Below are 18619 nucleotides of genomic sequence, written 5' to 3'. Positions count from 1 at the left end.
CCGCCCGGGTCCCCGTCCGGCCCCTCGGCCGGGCAACAACCCCTTCAGCAGTGCGCCGCGTCCGGCTGCCGCCGGCCCGCGTCCCGGCGGTGCCCCCGGCCAGGCCGCTGGTCCCGGCGGTCCGCGTCCGGGCCCGGCCGGCCCGCGCCCCGGCCCCGGTGCCGGTGGTCCGCGTCCGGCGTCCGGTCCCGGTGGACCTCGTCCGGCCGCAGGTCCGGGTGGGCCCCGGCCCAACCCCGGCATGATGCCGCAGCGGCCGAGCCCCGGCATGATGCCGCCGCGGCCGGCCGGCCGGCCTGGTGGCGGTCCGGGTGGTCCCGGCGGTGCCGGTGCTGGTGCCGGTGGCCGTGGCCGTCCGGGTGGTCCCGGCGGTGGCGGCGGCGGTGGCTTCCGTCCCGGTGGCGGCGGTCCCGGTGGTCCCGGTGGTGGCGGCGGCGCTCCGGCCGGTGGCTTCCGTCCCGGTGGCGGCGGCGGTGGCCGTGGCCGTGGGCGCGGTGGCTCGGGCGCCGGCACGGCGGGTGCCTTCGGGCGTCCGGGTGGACGCGGTCCGGTCCGTGGGCGCAAGAGCAAGAAGCAGCGGCGTCAGGAGTTCGACTCCATGGCGGCGCCGTCGATGGGCGGCGTCAGCCTGCCCCGCGGCAACGGGCAGACCGTCCGGCTGCCGCGTGGCGCCTCGCTGACCGACCTGGCCGAGCGGATCAACGCCGAGCCCGCCGCGCTGGTCACCGCCCTGTTCCACCTGGGCGAGATGATCACCGCGACGCAGTCGGTCAACGACGAGACGCTGCAGCTGCTCGGTGCCGAGATCGGCTGGGTCATCCAGGTCGTCAGCCCCGAGGACGAGGACCGCGAGCTCCTCGACACCTTCGACCTCACCTTCGGTGACGAGGAGAGCGACGACGAGGACGACTGGGACATCCGTCCGCCGGTGGTCACCGTCATGGGTCACGTCGACCACGGCAAGACCAAGCTCCTGGACGCGCTCCGGCACGCCAACGTGGCGGGCAAGGAGGCCGGTGGCATCACCCAGCACATCGGCGCCTACCAGATCATCACCGAGCTCGAGGGCAACGAGCGTCCGGTCACCTTCATCGACACCCCGGGTCACGAGTCGTTCACCGCGATGCGTGCCCGTGGCGCGAAGGTCACCGACATCGTCGTCCTGGTGGTCGCCGCCGACGACGGCGTCATGCCGCAGACGGTCGAGGCGCTCAACCACGCCCAGGCGGCCAACGTGCCGATCGTGGTCGCGGTGAACAAGATCGACAAGGAGGGGGCCAACCCCGCCAAGATCCGCCAGCAGCTCACCGAGTACGGCCTGGTGGCCGAGGAGTACGGCGGCGACACGATGTTCGTCGACGTCTCCGCGACCACGCGTCAGGGTCTCGACGACCTGCTCTCGGCGATCCTGCTCACCGCCGATGCCTCGCTGGACCTGCGCGCCAACATCGGCCAGGACCCCCAGGGTGTCGTCATCGAGGGCAAGCTGGACAAGGGCCGTGGCCCCGTCGCCACGGTGATGGTCCAGCGCGGCACGCTGCGCCAGGGCGACTCGATCGTGGCCGGCGACGCCTACGGTCGCGTCCGGTCGTTGCTCGACGAGCACGGCAACAAGCTCAAGGAGGCCCTGCCGGCCCGTCCGGTCCAGGTCGTCGGCCTGACCTCCGTGCCGCGCGCCGGTGACACCTTCCTCGTCGTCGAGGAGGACCGGATCGCCCGGCAGATCGCCGACCGCCGCCAGGCCCGCATCCGCAACGCGCAGAACGCCTCCATGCGCAAGCGGATCAGCCTGGAGGACCTGGACGCGGCGCTCAAGGAGACCCGTCAGCTCAACCTGATCATCAAGGGCGACAACTCGGGCACCGTCGAGGCGCTCGAAGAGGCGCTGATGAAGATCGAGGTGAGCGACGACATCGCGCTGCGGGTCATCCACCGCGGCGTCGGTGGGATCACCAAGAGCGACATCGACCTGGCGCTGGCCGACGACGTCATCGTCCTGGGCTTCAACGTCCGGGCCGAGGGCCAGGCCACCGAGCTGGCTGCCCGCGAGGGGGTGGACGTCCGGTACTACACGGTCATCTACCAGGCCATCGAGGAGATCGAGTCCGCGCTCAAGGGCATGCTCAAGCCCGAGTACGAAGAGGTCCAGCTGGGCACTGCGGAGGTCCGCGAGGTCTTCCGCGTCCCGAAGATCGGCAACGTCGCCGGTTCGCTGGTCCGCAGCGGCACCATCGTCCGCAACTCCAAGGCCCGGCTCGTCCGGGACGGTGCTGTGGTCGCGGACAACCTGACCGTCGAGTCGCTGCGTCGCTTCAAGGACGACGCGACCGAGGTCCGGGAGGGCTACGAGTGCGGTATCGGTCTCGGGTCGTTCAACGACATCAAGGCCGATGACGTCATCCAGACCTTCGAGCTGCGTGAGAAGCCGCGCGCGTAACAGGTGACATGGCCCCTGCAGGAGAGCCTTTCGGCCCTCCTGCAGGGGCCCGCCGCGAGCCTGCGAGTGGCGGGGGGCAGGAGGGTCCTTATATTCACGGGCACGCTCACCGCGGACCTGCTGCTGGGCGACGTGCACTCCCTCAAGGAGAAGCGCGCCGTGGTGAAGCCGATCGTGGCCGAGTTGCGGCGTCGCTTCACCGTGGCCGCTGCCGAGGTCGGCGACCCCGACCTGCACCGCCGTGTGCAGGTCGGGGTCGCCGCCGTCGCAGGCCAGGCCGGCCAGGTGACCGACGTCCTGGACGCGTGTGAACGGTTGCTGGTCGAACGGCCGGAGGTGACGCTGCTGTCGACGCACCGTCAGCTCTTCAGCGACACCGATTAGCAGAAGGACCCCCTCGCCCCCCACCACTCGCGAGCTCGCGGTGGGGCCCTGCGAGGGGGCCACCCAGTACCGAGGAGGACCGATGGCCGACCCGGCCCGGGCACGGCGACTGGCGGTGCGCATCCGCCAGATCGTCAGCGCCACGATCGAGATGCAGATCAAGGACCCCCGCCTCGGGATGGTCACCGTCACCGACGCCCGCGTCACCAGTGACCTTCGCGAGGCGACGGTGTTCTACACGGTGTACGGCGACGCCACCCAGGTGGAGGACTCCGCCCGGGCGCTGGCCAGCGCCACCGGCGTGCTGCGCTCGACGGTGGGGAAGCAGACCGGCATCAAGTTCGTGCCCTCGCTGACCTTCATCGCCGACATCGTCCCGGACACCGCCCGCGAGCTGGAGGAGGCGCTGGAGCGCGTCCGGCACGCCGACGCCGAGCTGGCCCGGGCCCGCGAGGGCGCGCAGTACGCCGGCGACGCCGACCCCTACCGCAAGCCCGTGGTCATCGGTGACGACGACGAGGACGATGACCTGGTCGCCGACGACGAGTCCACCGAGGACCCCGACGCCGGGCGTACCGACGACTTCTCCGACGGCCGGCCCTCCGCCGCCCAGCGGAGCGCGTCGTGACCGAGGCCGTCGACCCGGACCCGGTGGACCCGGCCGCCACCCCGGGCACCACCCTCGGTGGGCGTCAGGAGCCATCGGACGGCGACCCGACCGCCGGCGGCAAACGCGGCGACATCGGCACGACCGAGAGCATCGCCGCTGACGAGCCCGATGACGGCTCCACGTACCCGGTGGGGGGTGGCCGGGTCGAGGAGGAGTCGAACGCCTCCCCGGTCGCCGATCCGGGACCCGACGACACCCCGTGAGCGCCCCGACCACCGACGTCACCTCGACCTCGACCTCGACCTCGGCCGCGGTCGAGGTGCTGGCCCGGGCAGCGGACGAGGGGGCGACCGTCGTCCTGTCCGGGCACGTGCAGCCCGATGCGGACGCCCTGGGCAGCACCCTGGCGCTGGCGGAGGGCCTGCGTCGTCGCGGTGCCCGGGTGGTGACGACGTTCCCGGAGCCGTTCGTCCTGCCCGAGTCCCTCGGCTGGCTGCCCGGCGCCGACGAGCTGGTGTCCCCCGCGCAGGTGCCGGCCGAGGTCGACGTCTTCGTCAGCCTCGACGCCGCGTCCCCCGGCCGGCTGGGCAGCCTGGCCGCGCTCGTGGACACCGCCGGCCGGTCCGTGGTCGTCGACCACCACGCCAGCAACCCCGGCTTCGGCGAGGTGCAGCTGGTCGACCCGACGGCGGCCGCGACCGTGGTGCTGGTCGCCGAGCTGCTCGAGGGCCTCGACGTCGCACTGGACCAACGCCTGGCCACCTGCCTGTACGCCGGGCTGACCGCGGACACCGGGTCCTTCCGGTTCGGCAACACGTCCCCCGGCACCCACGAGCTGGCCGCCCGGCTGCTCCGCACCGGGATCGACCACGCCGCCATCAGCCGCCGGCTCTTCGACACCGCGGCGTTCGGCTGGCTGGGCCTGCTGTCGGCGGTCACCGGCCGCGCGGTGCTCGAGCCCGACGTCGGTGCCGGGCTCGTCTGGACCTGGTCGACCGCGGCCGAGGCACGGGCGCACGGCCTGGCCCCCGACCAGCTCGAGGCGCTCGTGGACGTCGTCCGGGCCACCGCCGAGGCCGACGTCGCCTGCGTGGTCAAGGGACAGGACGACGGCTCGTGGGTCGTGTCGCTGCGTTCCCGCGGTGCCACCGACCTGACCGGGGTCGCGATGGCGCTGGGCGGCGGGGGCCACCGGGCCGCGGCCGGCTACAGCTCGTACTCCGACCTCGAGGGGACGCTCGAGCAGCTCCGCGCCCAGCTGCGGGCCGCGCACCTGTCGTGACCCCGCCGTCCTCGGGACGGCCACGCGGCCCCGGGCCGTCCGTCCCGGCGCTGGCGGCGCCCGCGCTCGTCGTGCTGGCCGCCGAACCGCTCTACCTGCTGGTCGACACCGCCGTGGTGGGCCACCTGGACAGCGTCAGCCTGGGCGGGCTCGCCGTCGGCGGTGGGCTGCTCGCCTACGTCGCGGCGCTGCTGAACTTCCTCGCCTACGGGACCACCGCTCGGGCCGCGCGCCGCACCGGCGCCGGTGACCGGGCCGGCGCGGTGGCGGAGGGCGTGCAGGCCACCTGGCTGGCCCTCGGCCTCGGCGTCGCACTGGCGCTGCTGTTCCAGGTCCTGGCCGGTCCGCTGACCCGGCTGCTCGCCGGGGGCGCGGGTCCGGTCGCCGACGCCGGCGAGCAGTGGTTGCGGGTCGCCAGCCCGGGCCTGCCGCTGCTGCTGGTCGCGCTTGCCGGCAACGGCTGGCTGCGCGGGGTCCAGCAACTGCGCCGGCCGATGGGCTACGTGCTCGCCGGCAGCGGGGTCGGGGTCCTGCTGTGCCCGCTGCTGGTGCACCCGGTGGGCCTCGGCCTGGTCGGCTCCGCGCTGGCCAACCTGGCCGGCCAGGGGATCGCCGCGGCGCTGTTCGTCCGGGCGCTGGCCCGGGAGCTGGCCCGCTCCGGGGTCTCCTGGCGGCCCCGGCTGCCCGCGCTCAAGGCGCAGCTCGTGCTCGGCCGCGACCTGCTGGTGCGCGCCGCCGTGCTGCAGCTGGCGTTCGCCGCCGCGGCTGCGGTCGTCGCCCGGTCCGGCACCGCCGAGCTCGGCGCGCACCAGGTGGCGCTGCAGCTGTGGCTCTTCCTCGCCCTGGTGCTGGACGCCTACGCGATCGCCGCCCAGACGCTCGTCGGCACGGCGCTGGGCGCCGGCCGGCCCGCCGACGCCCGGCACACCGCCGCCCGGGTGGTCCGGTGGGGGCTGGGCACCGGCGTCGTCGTCGCCGTCCTGCTGCTGGCGTCGCGGCCGGTGCTGCCGCCGCTGTTCACCGACGACCCCGCGGTGCTCGCCCAGGCCGACGTCGTCTGGTGGTTCCTCGCGCTGATGCAGCCGCTGGCGGGGGTGGTGTTCGCGCTGGACGGCGTGCTGATGGGCGCGGGGGACGCCGCCTACCTGCGCACCGTGACCCTGGCGTCGGCACTGCTGGGCTTCCTGCCGCTGTCGCTGCTGTCGGGGTGGCTGGACTGGGGGCTGCCCGGTGTCTGGACCGGGCTGACCCTGTTCATCGTCCTGCGGCTGGTGGCGGTCGGGCGCCGGGTGCGGGGGAGCGCCTGGCTGGGTGAGACGGTGGGTCGGTGAGCCCGAAGAAGCCCGACGCCGACGTCCCGCCGTCCCTGCTGCTGGTCGACAAGCCGGCTGGCATGACCTCGCACGACGTGGTCGCCGTCGCCCGCCGGGTGCTGTCGGTGCGCAAGGTCGGGCACGCCGGCACCCTCGACCCGATGGCCACCGGCCTGCTCGTGCTGGGCGTCGGCGCCGCCACCCGGCTGCTCGGGCACCTCTCCGGCTCGGACAAGACCTACGACGCCACGGTCCGGCTGGGGCAGGCGACGGTCACCGACGACGCCGAGGGTGCGGTCACCGCGACGACGTCGGCTGCGGGCGTCGGCGAGGACGCCGTCCGCGCCGCGCTGGCCGCCCAGGTGGGGGCGCTGCAGCAGGTGCCGTCGTCGGTCAGCGCGGTCAAGGTCGACGGCCGGCGCTCCTACGACCGGGTCCGCGCCGGCGAGGAGTTCGAGCTGGCGGCCCGGTCGGTCACCGTGCACCGCATCGACGTCCACCGCGTCGCCCGGCCCGGACCCGACCTCGTCGACGTCGACGTGACGGTCGCCTGCAGCACCGGCACCTACATCCGCGCGATCGCCCGGGACGTCGGTGCCGCGCTCGGCGTCGGGGGGCACCTCACCGCGCTGCGCCGCACGTCCTCGGGCCCCTTCGCGATCGCGCAGGCCCGGCCGGTCGAGGACGCCGCCGCGGCTCTCGCCGGGCCCGGCGACGGTGCCGGCGTGCTCGGGCTCGCCGACGCAGCCCGCGCCGTCTTCCCCGCCCGCGAGCTCGGCGCCGAGGAGGCGGTCGCCGTCGGCCACGGACAGCGGGTGCCGGCCACCGGCACCCCCGGCCTGCACGCCGCGCTCGCCCCGGACGGCCGGCTCGTCGCGCTGGTGGAGGACGCCGGCCCGGTGGCCCGGGTCGCCGTCGGCTTCCCGCCGCGCTGAGCCGGGTGGCACCCTCGCGCAGGTGAGCCTCGACGATCGCCTCGCCGTGCTGGACGCCGAGCTGTCCGCCGCGCCGGGCGTGCTGGTCGCGTTCTCCGGGGGCGTGGACTCCGGGGTCGTCCTCGCCGCCGCGGTGCGCGCCCTGGGCCCGGACCGGGTGGTGGCCGCCACCGCCGTGTCACCGAGCCTGCCGGCGGCCGAGCGGGCCGCGGCGCACGCCTTCGCGGTGGGCCTGGGTGTCCGGCACGAGCAGCCGGCCACCGACGAGCTGTCCCGGCCCGGCTACGTGGCCAACGCCGGTGACCGGTGCGCGTTCTGCAAGGCCGAGCTGGTCGACGTGCTCACCCCGCTGGCCGCCGAACTGGGCATCGCCGACGTCGTCACCGGCACCAACGCCGACGACCTGCGGGCCGGCTTCCGCCCCGGCATCCGGGCGGCGGCCGAGCGCGGTGCGTGGGCGCCGCTGGCCCGCGCCGGGATGACCAAGGACGACGTCCGGGCCGCCGCCCGCCGCTGGGAGCTGCCGCTTGCCGACAAGCCGGCCGCCGCGTGCCTGGCCAGCCGGATCGCCTACGGCGTGCCGGTGTCCCGGGAGCGGCTGGCCCGGGTCGAGGCCGCCGAGGCGGCGCTGCGGACGGCGCTGGCCGGCGCCGGGCTGCCGGTGCGCGACCTCCGCGTCCGGGACATGGGCGAGGGCGTGGCGAAGGTGGAGGTGGACGCCGCGCTGGTGCCCGCCGTCGGGCCGGAGCTGCTGGCCGCGGTCACCGGCTTCGACCGGGTGGAGCTGGACCCCCGCGGCTTCCGCTCGGGCGCGATGAACGAGCTGCTGCCGGGCCCGGTGCGCTACAGGTGACCGGGCTGCGGTCCGCCGGCCGCCCTCTGGGCCGAGCGCGCGATGCGGGCCGCGGCGACGCCGGCGCCGAAGCCGTTGTCGATGTTGACCACCAGCACCCCCGGCGCGCAGGCGGTGAGCATGGTCAGCAGCGCGGCGAGCCCCTCGAAGGCGGCGCCGTAGCCGACCGACGTCGGGACGGCGACCACCAGCCGGTCGGTCAGGCCGGCGACGACGCTGGGCAGCGCGCCGTCCATGCCGGCCACCACGACGACCGCGTCGGCCGCCGCGAGGTCCGGGGCCACGGCCAGCACCCGGTGCACGCCGGCCACCCCGACGTCGTCCACCCGCCGGCAGCCGACCCCGCTCGCGGCCAGCGTCGCGGCGACCTCGGCGGCGACCGCGCCGTCCGACGTCCCGGCGGTGAGCACCAGCACCTCACCGACCGGCGGCGGGGGAGTGCCCACCCACGCCACCCGGGCCACCGGGTCGACGTGCGCGTCGGGCCACCGGTCGAGGACCGCGGCGGCGGTCTCCGGGTCGACGCGGGTCGCCCAGGCCAGCGACAGCCCGGCGTCCAGGAGGCCGGCCAGGCAGCCGACCGTCTCCGCCGGGGTCTTGCCGCCGGCGAAGACCACCTCGGGGGTCCCGGTGCGGGCGGCCCGGTCGACGTCCAGCCGGGCGAAGCCCAGGTCGGCGGTGCGCGGCTGATCGGTCACGCGCACCAGTCTCGCCCACCCGCCGTGTCGGCTGCGCCGGAGTTGGGCAGGATGCGGGCATGAGCGTCGTCAAGATCAACGTCGTGACCGTGCCGGAGGACAAGCGGGCCCGCTTCGAGGAGCGCTTCAAGGGCCGGGCCGGTGCCGTGGAGACCACCCCGGGCTTCGAGTGGTTCGAGCTGCTCCGCCCGGTCGAGGGCACCGACTCCTACCTCGTCTACACCCGCTGGGCGGACGAGGACGCCTACCAGGCATGGCAGTCCGGGCAGGACTTCGACCGCGCCCACTCCGGCGGTGGCGACACCCTCGCCCCGGCCGCCGAGCGGTCGCAGACCCACCTGTGGAGCTACGACGTCGTGGAGTCCGCCGCACCCAAGGGCAGCTGAGCCGAGCCGGCCCGCAGCGCCGCCGCCCACGCGGCGTCGCGGGCCGCCGGTGGCGCCGCCGTGGTGGTGCGCACGAACTCCCCGACGACGCCGGCGAACCGGCCCGGGTCCTCCACCTGCGGGAAGTGCCCGGCCCGGTCGAACACCACCAGCGTGCTGCCCGGCAGCTGCGCGTGCAGCGTCTCGCCGTGCGCCACCGGGATGACCGGGTCCCGGCCGCCCCAGACCAGCAGCAGCGGCAGCGCCGCGGTCAGGTACAGCCGGTCGGTGGCGCTCACCCGCTGCCCGCCGACGCCGATGACCGACCGGGCGGTGAGCACGAACGCCGCCCGTGCCTCCGCGTCGGCCAGCGTCGCCAGGCCGGCGACGACCTGCGCCAGCGCGGGCGGGGTGACCCGGTGCAGCGGGCGCAGCAGCCGGGCGGCCGCCCGCGCGGCGTAGGGGTTGAACACGGCGGGCAGCACCCACTCGGCGCCGGGCAGGGCCACCGCCCGCAGCGCCGGGCTCACGTTCCGGCCCAGGCCGCCGGAGTCGACCAGCACGAGCCGCTCGACCGAGGCCGGGAACTGGTAGGCCAGCTGCATCGCCACCCCGCCGCCCAGGCTGTGCCCGACGACGGTGGCGGACTCCACGCCCAGGACGACGAGCAGGTCGCGGGCGAGCGTGGCCAGCGCCCCGAGGCTGTAGTCGCCGGTGGGCTTCTCCGAGGCGCCGTGGCCCAGCAGGTCCGGGGCGACCACCCGGTGGGTGCGGGCCAGCTCGTCCAGCGCCGGGCCGAAGCTCGCCCCGGACCCGAGCAGGCCGTGCAGCAGGAGCAGCACCGGTCCCGCGCTCCCGCCGATCCGGCAGGAGACCCGGTGACCGTGCAGCAGCACCACCTCGGTGCGCACCTCGTGCCCGGTCCACCGCACCGGCTCCCACGCGGCTCCGGCTGGCTCGCTCCCGTCGGGCTCCATCCCCGCAGGCTAGGTGGGCGCGCGGGCTGTGCGGCCGGTTCCGCGTCCGCGCGCATCCGTGGGCACCGCCCCGCTCGTGCCTGGCCACCGACGAGCCGGTCTAGGGTGGCGGTGCGGGCCGGGCAACCGCCGGGCCGCTCCAGCACGAGCACCAGCAGGTGGGAGCCATGACCGACACGCTCAGCGACAGCCGTACCTCCTCCCGGGACTTCACCGAGGGCGTGCCGCTGGTCGTGGAGGACGTGCCGCGCCGCTCCGCCACCGAGCGCGCCCAGCAGCTGGAGGACCCCGGTTTCGGCAGGTACTTCACCGACTCGATGTTCGTGGCCCGCCACCGGCTCGGCGAGGGCTGGGTCGACGCCCGGCTGACGCCCTACGGCCCGCTGCAGGTGGACCCGAGCGCGGCCGCGCTGCACTACGCGCAGTCGATCTTCGAGGGGCTCAAGGCCTACGCCCAGCCCGACGGCACCGTGGCCACCTTCCGGCCGGAGTCCAACGCCGCCCGCTTCGCGCGCAGCGCGGCCCGGCTGGCCATGCCGCCGGTGCCCGAGCAGGCCTTCATCACCGCGGTCGACGCCCTGGTCGACGCCGACCGCGACTGGGTGCCCACCGGCCCGGACCAGACCCTCTACATCCGGCCCTACATGCTGGCGATCGAGCCGTTCCTCGGGGTCCGCCCCGCGCACGAGTACCTCTTCCTGGTGATCGCCAGCCCGGCCGGTGCGTACTTCCCCCGCGGCGTGCACCCGGTGTCGGTCTACCTCTCCGAGGACTACATCCGGGCCGCTCCCGGCGGCACCGGCGACGTGAAGTGCGCCGGCAACTACGCCGCCAGCCTGCTGGCCCAGGAGCAGGCGATCGCCGCCGGCTGCGACCAGGTCGTCTGGCTCGACGCGGTGGAGAAGCGCTACGTCGAGGAGATGGGCGGGATGAACATGTTCTTCGTCCTCGGCTCCGGCGCCGACGCCGAGCTCGTCACCCCGGAGCTCACCGGGACCCTGCTGCCCGGCATCACCCGGGAGTCGCTGATCACCGTGGCCCGCGAGCTGGGGCACACCGTCACCGAGCGGAAGTTCAGCGTCGAGGAGTGGCGGGCCGGCGTGGCCGACGGCACGGTCACCGAGACCTTCGCCTGCGGTACCGCTGCGGTGATCACGCCGGTCGGCGAGGTCAAGGCCCGCACGGGCGACTTCACCGTCGGCAACGGCGAGCCGGGTCCGCTGACGATGCAGCTGCGCGCGCACCTGCTCGACGTCCAGCACGGCCGGGTGCCCGACACCCACGGCTGGCTGCACCGCGTCGCGCCCGCCGCCTGAGTCGGCGACCAGGGCACCGGGGGAGGCGGACGGCGTGCTGCGCTGGCGCGGGCTGGGGGACACCCCACGCGATCTGGGGCGCACGGTGGTCACCATCGGCATGTACGACGGCGTCCACCGCGGGCACCAGCACCTGATCAGCACTGCGGTCGCGCGGGGCCGGTCGCTGGGGCGCCCGGTGGTGCTGCTGACCTTCGACCCGCACCCCTCCGAGGTGGTCCGGCCCGGCTCGCACCCGGCGATCCTCACCTCGGCCGACCGCAAGGGCGAGCTGGTCGCCGACCTCGGGGTCGACGGCATGTGCGTGCTGCCGTTCACTGCTGAGTTCAGCCGGCTCTCCCCGGAGGAGTTCACCCACACCGTGCTGGTCGAGCACCTGTACGTGACGCAGGTCGTGGTGGGGCGCAACTTCAGCTACGGCCACAAGGCCGCCGGGACCGTGGAGACGCTGGCCGCCGACGGGCGCCGGTTCGGCTTCGGCGTCGAGGGGGTCGACCTCACCGTCGTCGGTTCGGCGCCGGACCCGTCCGGGACCGGTGAGGTCACCATCTCCTCGACCTACATCCGGGCCTGCGTGGCCGCCGGGGACATGGCCTCGGCGGCCCTCGCGCTGGGTCGCCCGCACCGGGTCGACGGCGTGGTCGTGCGTGGCGACCGGCGCGGCCGGGAGCTGGGCTACCCGACCGCGAACGTGGAGAGCCCCGCGCACACCGCAGTTCCGGCCGACGGGGTCTACGCCGGCCGGCTGGTGCTGCGCGACCGCCACGGGGCGAGCCGGAGCAGCCACCCGGCGGCCATCTCGGTGGGGAGCAACCCGACGTTCTCCGGTGCCCGGCGCACGGTGGAGGCGCACCTGCTCGACTTCGACGGCGACCTCTACGGCGAGCACGTCGGGGTGGAGTTCGTGGAACGGCTGCGCCCGATGCTCACCTTCGCCGGCGTCCCGGAGCTGCTGGTGGCGATGGGCGAGGACGTCGTCCGGACCCGCGCCGTCCTGGGGCTGTGACACTGCGACCCTGACGGGCCGCACCACGGCCAGGTGCCGTTCCCCGGTCGCGCTGAGCCGCTTCGTCGTTCGGTCGCGGGACCCTCCGGGCCCCACTCCTCGCGACAGAACAGCTCGGCCAGGTGCCGTTCCCCGGTCGCGCTGAGCCGCTTCGTCGTTCGGTCGCGGGACCCTCCGGGCCCCACTCCTCGCCACAGAACAGCTCGGCCAGGTGCCGTTCCCCGGTCGCGCTGAGCCGCTTCGTCGTTCGGTCGCGGGACCCTCCGGGCCCCACTCCTCGCGACAGGACAGGCTCCGGCCCCCACTCGCCACGACAGGACGGGCCTCCCGTGCCCACGCCTCGCGACAGCCTCCGTCCCGGGTCCCGTCCCGCGTCCCCGATCGGCGCAGAGGCCTCCGGACGCCTTGTGTAACCTGGGTGTTGACGTCGGGAGACCGACGTGTGTGCATGCTGCCCCCGTGACACAGACCGGGGGCCACACGTGACCTGCCCTGGAGGCACCATGGCGCTGGAGAGCGCGACGAAGAAGCAGATCATGACCGAGTACGCGACGGTCGAGAACGACACCGGTTCCCCCGAGGTGCAGGTCGCGATGCTGACCCGACGGATCAGCGACCTGACCGAGCACCTCAAGCAGCACAAGCACGACCACCACAGCCGGCGGGGCCTGCTCCTGCTGGTCGGCCGCCGGCGGCGGCTGCTGAACTACCTGGCCAAGACCGACATCAACCGGTACCGCTCGCTCATCGAGCGGCTCGGCCTGCGCCGCTAGCACCACCGAGGGGACCGCTCCGGCACGCCGGGACGGTCCCCTCTCTCGTCCGGCACCCGCCGGAGGAGACCACCGGCTACCACGCCGGCCGTCCTGCGAGGGCCGGTCCTCGGTAGTGGCCCCCGGGACGCAGCGAGCCTCAGAAGCAGGGACCCGCGACACCCCGAGGGCTTCGATCGAAGACCGGTCGCCCCGGACACCGTCGGCGCAGAGCCGCGAAGAGGACGTCGCCGTATGCGACGTAGGAAGAGGACACGATGTCCGCACCCACGACAGAGACCGACTTCGACGCCGAGGACGGCGTCTTCACCGCCACCGCGGTGATCGACAACGGGGCCCTCGGCTCCCGCACCGTCACCTTCGAGACCGGCCGCCTGGCCAAGCAGGCCGCCGGCTCGGTCGTCGCCACCATGGGCGACACCACGCTGCTGTCGGCCACCACCGCCGGCCGCCAGCCCAAGGACCAGTTCGACTTCTTCCCGCTCACGGTGGACGTCGAAGAGCGCATGTACGCGATCGGCAAGATCCCCGGCTCGTTCTTCCGCCGTGAGGGTCGGCCGTCCGAGGACGCGATCCTCACCTGCCGACTGATCGACCGCCCGCTGCGCCCGACCTTCGCCAAGGGCCTGCGCAACGAGGTCCAGGTCGTCATCACCGTGCTGTCGCTGGACCCCGACCACGTCTACGACGTGCTCGCGATCAACGCCGCGTCGGCGTCCACCCAGCTGTCCGGCCTGCCGTTCTCCGGCCCGGTCGGCGGCACCCGGGTGGCGCTCATCAACGGCCAGTGGATCGGCTTCCCGACCCACGCCGAGCTCGAGGACGCCGTCTTCGACATGGTCGTGGCCGGCCGGGTGCTGCCCGACGGCGACGTCGCGATCATGATGGTCGAGGCCGAGGCCACCGAGAAGACCATCGAGCTTGTCGCCGGTGGGGCCACCGCCCCGACCGAGGAGGTCGTGGCCCAGGGCCTCGAGGCCGCCAAGCCCTTCATCAAGGCGCTGTGCCAGGCGCAGAGCGAGCTGGCCGGCAAGGCCGCCAAGCCCGAGGCGCACTTCCCCCGTTTCCTGGACTACCAGGACGACGTGTACGCCGCCGTCGAGGCCCAGGCCGCCGAGAAGCTGACCGTGGCCCAGGCCATCGCCGGCAAGCAGGAGCGCGAGGAGGCCACCGACGCGCTCAAGGACGAGGTCAAGGCCGCGCTGGCCGGCCAGTTCGAGGGCCGCGAGAAGGAGATCTCCGGGGCATTCCGCGCGGTCACCAAGAAGGTCGTCCGGCAGCGGATCCTGCGCGACAAGATCCGCATCGACGGCCGTGGCCTCACCGACATCCGGCCGCTGTCGGCCGAGGTCGAGGTCCTGCCGCGGGTGCACGGCTCGGCGCTGTTCGAGCGGGGCGAGACCCAGATCATGGGCGTCACCACGCTGAACATGCTCCGCATGGAGCAGCAGCTGGACACGCTGAACCCGATCACCCGCAAGCGCTACATGCACAACTACAACTTCCCGCCGTACTCCACCGGTGAGACCGGTCGGGTGGGCTCGCCCAAGCGCCGCGAGATCGGCCACGGCGCGCTCGCCGAGCGGGCGCTGCTGCCGGTGCTGCCGGACCGCGAGGAGTTCCCCTACGCGATCCGCCAGGTCTCCGAGGCCCTCGGCTCCAACGGCTCCACGTCGATGGGCTCGGTCTGCGCCTCCACGCTGGCCCTGCTCAACGCCGGTGTCCCGCTGAAGGCCCCGGTCGCCGGCATCGCCATGGGCCTGGTCTCCGACGAGGTCGACGGCACGACGCAGTACGTCGCGCTGACCGACATCCTCGGTGCCGAGGACGCGTTCGGTGACATGGACTTCAAGGTCGCCGGCACCAAGGACTTCGTCACGGCCCTCCAGCTGGACACGAAGCTCGACGGCATCCCCTCCGACGTCCTCGCGGGTGCGCTGACCCAGGCCCGCGCTGCCCGGCTGCACATCCTCGACGTCATGCTCGAGGCGATCGACGGCCCGGACGAGATGAGCCCGTTCGCCCCGCGGGTGACCACGGTGCGCATCCCGGTCGACAAGATCGGTGCGGTCATCGGCCCCAAGGGCCAGATGATCAACGCGATCCAGGACGAGACCGGCGCCGACATCACCATCGAGGACGACGGCACGATCTACGTCGGCGCCTCGGACGGCCCCTCGGCGCAGGCCGCCGTGGACCGGATCAACGCGATCGCGAACCCGACGCTGCCCAAGGTCGGCGAGCGGTTCCTCGGCACCGTGGTGAAGACGACGGCCTTCGGGGCCTTCGTCTCGCTGCTGCCGGGCCGCGACGGCCTCGTGCACATCAGCAAGCTGGGCAACGGCAAGCGGATCGCCAAGGTCGAGGACGTCGCCAACGTCGGCGACAAGCTGCAGGTGGAGATCACCGACATCGACGCCCGGGGCAAGATCAGCCTGGTGCCGGTCGTCGAGGGCGACGCCGCGGCAGCGACCGACTCGGCTCCGGCCGAGGCCGCGGCTCCCGCGGAGGCGTGACACGAGGACGGACCACCTGACCGGGGCCGGGGTGGGCGCTGCGGCGTCCACCCCGGCCTCGGTCGGTACCACTGAGGTGCTGGACGTCGACGAGTTCGGCGGGCGCGTGGAGCGCACCGAGCTGCCCGGCGGCCTGCGGGTGATCACCGAGACCATGCCCGGGGTGCTCTCGGCGACCCTCGGCATCTGGGTCGGCGTCGGTTCTCGTGACGAGAGCCCGGCGCTGGGCGGTTCCTCGCACTTCCTCGAGCACCTGCTGTTCAAGGGGACGCGCAGCCGCACGGCGCTGGAGATCGCCACGGCGATGGACGCCGTCGGCGGTGAGATGAACGCCTTCACCGCCAAGGAGCACACCTGCTACTACGCGAACGTGCTGGCAAGCGATCTGCCGCTCGCGGTGGCGATGCTCGGTGACCTGGTCACCGACGCCCTGAACACCGCACCGGACCTGGAGTCCGAGCGCACCGTGGTGCTCGAGGAGATCGCCATGCGCGACGACGAGCCGGCCGACGCCGTGCACGACCTGCACGCCGAGACCCTGTTCGGGGACACCCCGCTGGGGCGGTCGGTGCTGGGGACGGTGGAGTCGATCGAGTCCCTCACCCGGGACGACGTCGACGGCTGGTACCGGGAGCGGTACGCCGTGCCCTCCATCGTCGTCTCGGCCGCCGGCCGGGTCGACCACGCCCAGGTGCTGGACCTGGTGACCGCGGCCTTCGGGGACCGGCTCACCGGGGGAGCGCGACCGGACCCGCTGCGGCTGGGCGACGACGCGGTCCTGACCGCGCCCGCCCGGCCGGCCGGGCTGATCCACCGGCCCACCGAGCAGACCCATCTGCTGCTGGGCAGCCTGGGCATGGGGCGCCTGGACGACCGCCGGTACGCCGCGGCCGTCCTGGACGCCGCGGTCGGCGGCGGGATGAGCTCGCGGCTGTTCCAGGAGATCCGGGAGAAGCGCGGTCTGGTCTACAGCGTCGGGTCCTCCCTCACCCACTACGCCGGGTCGGGGAGCTTCTCGGTTTACGCCGGGTGCTCACCCAAGCGGGTGCCCGAGGTGCTCCGACTGGTCCGCGGCGAGCTGGGCGCGGTGGCTGCCTCCGGGCTGACGTCGGAGGAGGTGGCCCGCGCAGTGGGCCAGCTCAAGGGCGGTCTGGTCCTGGGGTTGGAGGACACCGGCTCCCGGATGAGCCGGCTCGGCAAGAGCGAGCTGTCCTTCGGGGAGTACCTGTCGGTGCAGGAGGTCCTCGACCTGCTCGACGCGGTCGACGAGGAGCAGGTACGGGCGGTCGCCGCCGACCTGCTCACCCGGCCGACCTGCCTGGCCGTGGTGGGTCCCTACCGGGACCGCGACCTCGACCGGCTCCTCGCCTGAGCCGGTGACCGGTCCGCTCCGAGAGCACGGCGCGCTGGCCCGCGGGGCCTTCGCCGTCGCCGTGCTCGTCTCACTGGCCGTGCTCTTCGCGCCCCCGGGGGACGTGCCGTCCGGCCCCCCGGGGGTCGACAAGGTCGTCCACTTCTCGCTGTTCGCGGTGCTGGCGCTCACCGGCCGCTGGTCCGGCGTCGGCCAGGGCGTGCTCGCCGGCCTGCTCGTCCTCTACGCCGCCGGCAGCGAGCTGCTCCAGGGGACGTCCCTCGTGGACCGGGACGCCTCGATCGGTGACCTCGTCGCGGACTCGGCCGGGGTCGTCGCCGGCCTGCTGGTGTGGCGGCTCATCGCGTCCCGCCGCACCGGCGCTCCCCGCTGAACCGCCGGTGGTCGGACGGCCGCCTTGCATCCCGACCCCCGGTTCGTGAGCATCGCGGGGTGACGACCTCGCCGGACCAAGCCCCGCGTACGACCACCCCTGCCGAAGCCCCGCTCATCGCGGTCGGGGTGCTCGGCGCCCGTGGCCGGATGGGCACCGAGGTCTGCCGCGCTGTCGACGAGGCCGAGGACCTGGAACTGGTCGCGATGGTCGACGAGCGCGACTGGTTGTTCAACGTCGCCGACGCCGGCGCCCAGGTCGTCGTCGACTTCACCCGGCCGGACTCGGTCATGGAGAACATCCGCTTCTGCATCGACCAGAACATCCACTGCGTCGTCGGGACGACGGGCTTCGACGAGCAGCGGCTGGCCACCATCGCCGAGTGGCTCGAGCCCAAGCCCGAGGTGGGCGTGCTGATCGCCCCCAACTTCGGCATCGGCGCCGTGCTGCTCATGCGCTTCGCCGCGGAGGCGGCTCGCTTCTTCCCCAGCGTGGAGATCGTCGAGCTGCACCACCCGGCCAAGGTCGATGCCCCGTCGGGGACCGCGGCCCGCACCGCCCGGCTGGTCGCCGCGGCGCGTCGGGCGGCCGGCGTCCCAGCCGCACCCGACGCCACCCGGGAGTCCGACTCCCTGCCCGGCGCCCGCGGCGCGGACGTCGAGGGGATCCCGGTGCACGCCGTCCGGCTCACCGGTCTGGTCGCCCACCAGGAGGTGCTCATGGGCTCGGCGGGGGAGACCTTGACCCTGCGCCACGACTCCTACGACCGGGCGTCCTTCATGCCGGGGGTCCTGCTCGCGGTCCGGGAGATCGGCAACCGTCCCGGCCTGACCGTCGGGATCGAGTCCCTGCTCGGTCTCTGACGGCACCGACACGTGACCGCCGGGGCGGGTGAGGCGTCCGGACACCCCGCTGTCACGTGAGCTGGGTCGCAGTTTCCAAGGCGCCAGACGCCTGCGACCTGCGGTTTCGTGCCCTCAGGGGGACCCCGGCACCGGAACACAGGCGATCAGGTGCCCCCCGGGTTTGACGAGTTCCTCAGGGCCGCGTAACTTCCTCTTTGCGCCGAGCGAGACCGGGCCGGAAGGGCCGGGAGCCGCAAGGTCAGACCCCCGGGTGTGACAGCGAGCCGTGCACGGCGTAACGTAGTACGAGCCGCCGGAGACGACGACCTTCCAAGGTCTGGTTCTCCGCGCGTCCGCTCCTTGAGAACTCAACAGCGTGCCGAAAGTCAGTGCCAAGTATCAATACCCCCATGTGCGGGGCTCTTCGGGGTCTCGTGGGGTTCCTTTGGTTGATTGAACGAGAGTGCCAACTCTCGGTCTCAGCTGTGATCAAATCATCTACGGAGAGTTTGATCCTGGCTCAGGACGAACGCTGGCGGCGTGCTTAACACATGCAAGTCGAGC

Annotated in this window: 19 protein-coding genes and 1 rRNA gene; 18 read left to right on the top strand and 2 right to left on the bottom strand. The window is 73.9% G+C overall.

The genetic code is table 11. The features are described 5' to 3' along the window. The 9 genes from FHL79_RS25975 to larE form a co-directional block, all read left to right on the top strand. The coding region (locus FHL79_RS25975) for a hypothetical protein (RefSeq protein WP_246081137.1) at nucleotides 1-245 on the top strand (245 nt) is incomplete at its 5' end. 353 nt (nucleotides 246-598) lie between these two features. Next, nucleotides 599-2437 (top strand): translation initiation factor IF-2, encoded by a 1839-nt coding sequence (gene infB, locus FHL79_RS22625; protein WP_246081135.1) that lies wholly within the window; start codon nucleotides 599-601, stop codon nucleotides 2435-2437. Between the two features lie 66 nt (nucleotides 2438-2503). Beyond that, on the top strand, nucleotides 2504-2821 hold the full coding sequence (locus FHL79_RS22620; protein WP_246081133.1) for a DUF503 domain-containing protein: 318 nt from the start codon (nucleotides 2504-2506) through the stop codon (nucleotides 2819-2821). A gap of 82 nt (nucleotides 2822-2903) precedes the next feature. Further along, nucleotides 2904-3449, top strand: coding sequence for a 30S ribosome-binding factor RbfA (rbfA, locus tag FHL79_RS22615; RefSeq protein WP_138760808.1), 546 nt, complete (start codon nucleotides 2904-2906; stop codon nucleotides 3447-3449). Next, nucleotides 3446-3694, top strand: a complete 249-nt coding sequence (locus FHL79_RS22610) for a hypothetical protein (protein WP_138760807.1) — start codon at nucleotides 3446-3448, stop codon at nucleotides 3692-3694. Before rbfA ends, FHL79_RS22610 begins: the two co-directional genes overlap by 4 nt. Further along, on the top strand, nucleotides 3691-4713 hold the full coding sequence (locus FHL79_RS22605) for a DHH family phosphoesterase (protein WP_138760806.1): 1023 nt from the start codon (nucleotides 3691-3693) through the stop codon (nucleotides 4711-4713). Before FHL79_RS22610 ends, FHL79_RS22605 begins: the two co-directional genes overlap by 4 nt. Beyond that, the gene (locus FHL79_RS22600; RefSeq protein WP_138760805.1) at nucleotides 4710-6044 is read left to right on the top strand and encodes an MATE family efflux transporter; all 1335 of its coding nucleotides are present in this window, start codon (nucleotides 4710-4712) and stop codon (nucleotides 6042-6044) included. The genes FHL79_RS22605 and FHL79_RS22600 overlap by 4 nt, the downstream gene beginning before the upstream one ends. Beyond that, nucleotides 6041-6961 (top strand): tRNA pseudouridine(55) synthase TruB, encoded by a 921-nt coding sequence (gene truB, locus FHL79_RS22595; RefSeq protein ID WP_138760804.1) that lies wholly within the window; start codon nucleotides 6041-6043, stop codon nucleotides 6959-6961. Before FHL79_RS22600 ends, truB begins: the two co-directional genes overlap by 4 nt. Before the next feature lie 22 nt (nucleotides 6962-6983). Beyond that, a complete protein-coding gene (gene larE, locus FHL79_RS22590; protein WP_138760803.1) occupies nucleotides 6984-7814 on the top strand; it encodes an ATP-dependent sacrificial sulfur transferase LarE in 831 nt (276 codons plus the stop codon). Here the strand turns inward: larE and larB are convergent. Then, nucleotides 7805-8512 carry a nickel pincer cofactor biosynthesis protein LarB gene (larB, locus tag FHL79_RS22585; RefSeq protein WP_138760802.1) on the bottom strand — a complete coding sequence of 236 codons (708 nt, stop codon included), beginning with the start codon at nucleotides 8510-8512 and terminating at the stop codon, nucleotides 7805-7807. The genes larE and larB overlap by 10 nt on opposite strands. 59 nt (nucleotides 8513-8571) lie before the next feature. Here larB and FHL79_RS22580 point away from each other — a divergent pair, with 59 nt between their 5' ends. Further along, complete coding sequence (locus FHL79_RS22580) at nucleotides 8572-8898, top strand: antibiotic biosynthesis monooxygenase family protein (RefSeq protein ID WP_138760801.1); 327 nt, start codon at nucleotides 8572-8574, stop codon at nucleotides 8896-8898. On the opposite strand, the gene FHL79_RS22575 is transcribed toward FHL79_RS22580, so the two are convergent. After that, a complete protein-coding gene (locus FHL79_RS22575) occupies nucleotides 8859-9854 on the bottom strand; it encodes an alpha/beta fold hydrolase (protein ID WP_138760800.1) in 996 nt (331 codons plus the stop codon). The genes FHL79_RS22580 and FHL79_RS22575 overlap by 40 nt on opposite strands. A gap of 167 nt (nucleotides 9855-10021) precedes the next feature. Here FHL79_RS22575 and FHL79_RS22570 point away from each other — a divergent pair, with 167 nt between their 5' ends. The 8 genes from FHL79_RS22570 to FHL79_RS22535 form a co-directional block, all read left to right on the top strand. Then, nucleotides 10022-11170 (top strand): branched-chain amino acid aminotransferase, encoded by a 1149-nt coding sequence (locus tag FHL79_RS22570; RefSeq protein WP_171058298.1) that lies wholly within the window; start codon nucleotides 10022-10024, stop codon nucleotides 11168-11170. Nucleotides 11171-11204: 34 nt separating this feature from the next. After that, entirely contained in the window at nucleotides 11205-12176 is a 972-nt protein-coding gene (locus tag FHL79_RS22565; RefSeq protein WP_138760799.1) for a bifunctional riboflavin kinase/FAD synthetase, read from the top strand. Between the two features lie 503 nt (nucleotides 12177-12679). Beyond that, nucleotides 12680-12949 carry a 30S ribosomal protein S15 gene (gene rpsO / locus FHL79_RS22560; protein WP_014742314.1) on the top strand — a complete coding sequence of 90 codons (270 nt, stop codon included), beginning with the start codon at nucleotides 12680-12682 and terminating at the stop codon, nucleotides 12947-12949. A gap of 257 nt (nucleotides 12950-13206) precedes the next feature. Then, nucleotides 13207-15465, top strand: a complete 2259-nt coding sequence (locus tag FHL79_RS22555; protein ID WP_138760798.1) for a polyribonucleotide nucleotidyltransferase — start codon at nucleotides 13207-13209, stop codon at nucleotides 15463-15465. 76 nt (nucleotides 15466-15541) lie between these two features. Then, on the top strand, nucleotides 15542-16837 hold the full coding sequence (locus tag FHL79_RS22550; protein WP_138760797.1) for a M16 family metallopeptidase: 1296 nt from the start codon (nucleotides 15542-15544) through the stop codon (nucleotides 16835-16837). 4 nt (nucleotides 16838-16841) lie between these two features. After that, the gene (locus FHL79_RS22545; RefSeq protein WP_138760796.1) at nucleotides 16842-17210 is read left to right on the top strand and encodes a VanZ family protein; all 369 of its coding nucleotides are present in this window, start codon (nucleotides 16842-16844) and stop codon (nucleotides 17208-17210) included. A 59-nt stretch (nucleotides 17211-17269) separates the two neighbouring features. After that, on the top strand, nucleotides 17270-18073 hold the full coding sequence (gene dapB / locus FHL79_RS22540) for a 4-hydroxy-tetrahydrodipicolinate reductase (RefSeq protein WP_218938574.1): 804 nt from the start codon (nucleotides 17270-17272) through the stop codon (nucleotides 18071-18073). A gap of 479 nt (nucleotides 18074-18552) precedes the next feature. Then, nucleotides 18553-18619: ribosomal RNA gene (locus tag FHL79_RS22535) — 16S ribosomal RNA — on the top strand; the annotation flags it as partial.

Source organism: Modestobacter altitudinis (genome assembly GCF_005930475.1).
GTDB lineage: Bacteria > Actinomycetota > Actinomycetes > Mycobacteriales > Geodermatophilaceae > Modestobacter > Modestobacter altitudinis.
This window is presented reverse-complemented; position numbering and strand designations above follow the sequence as displayed.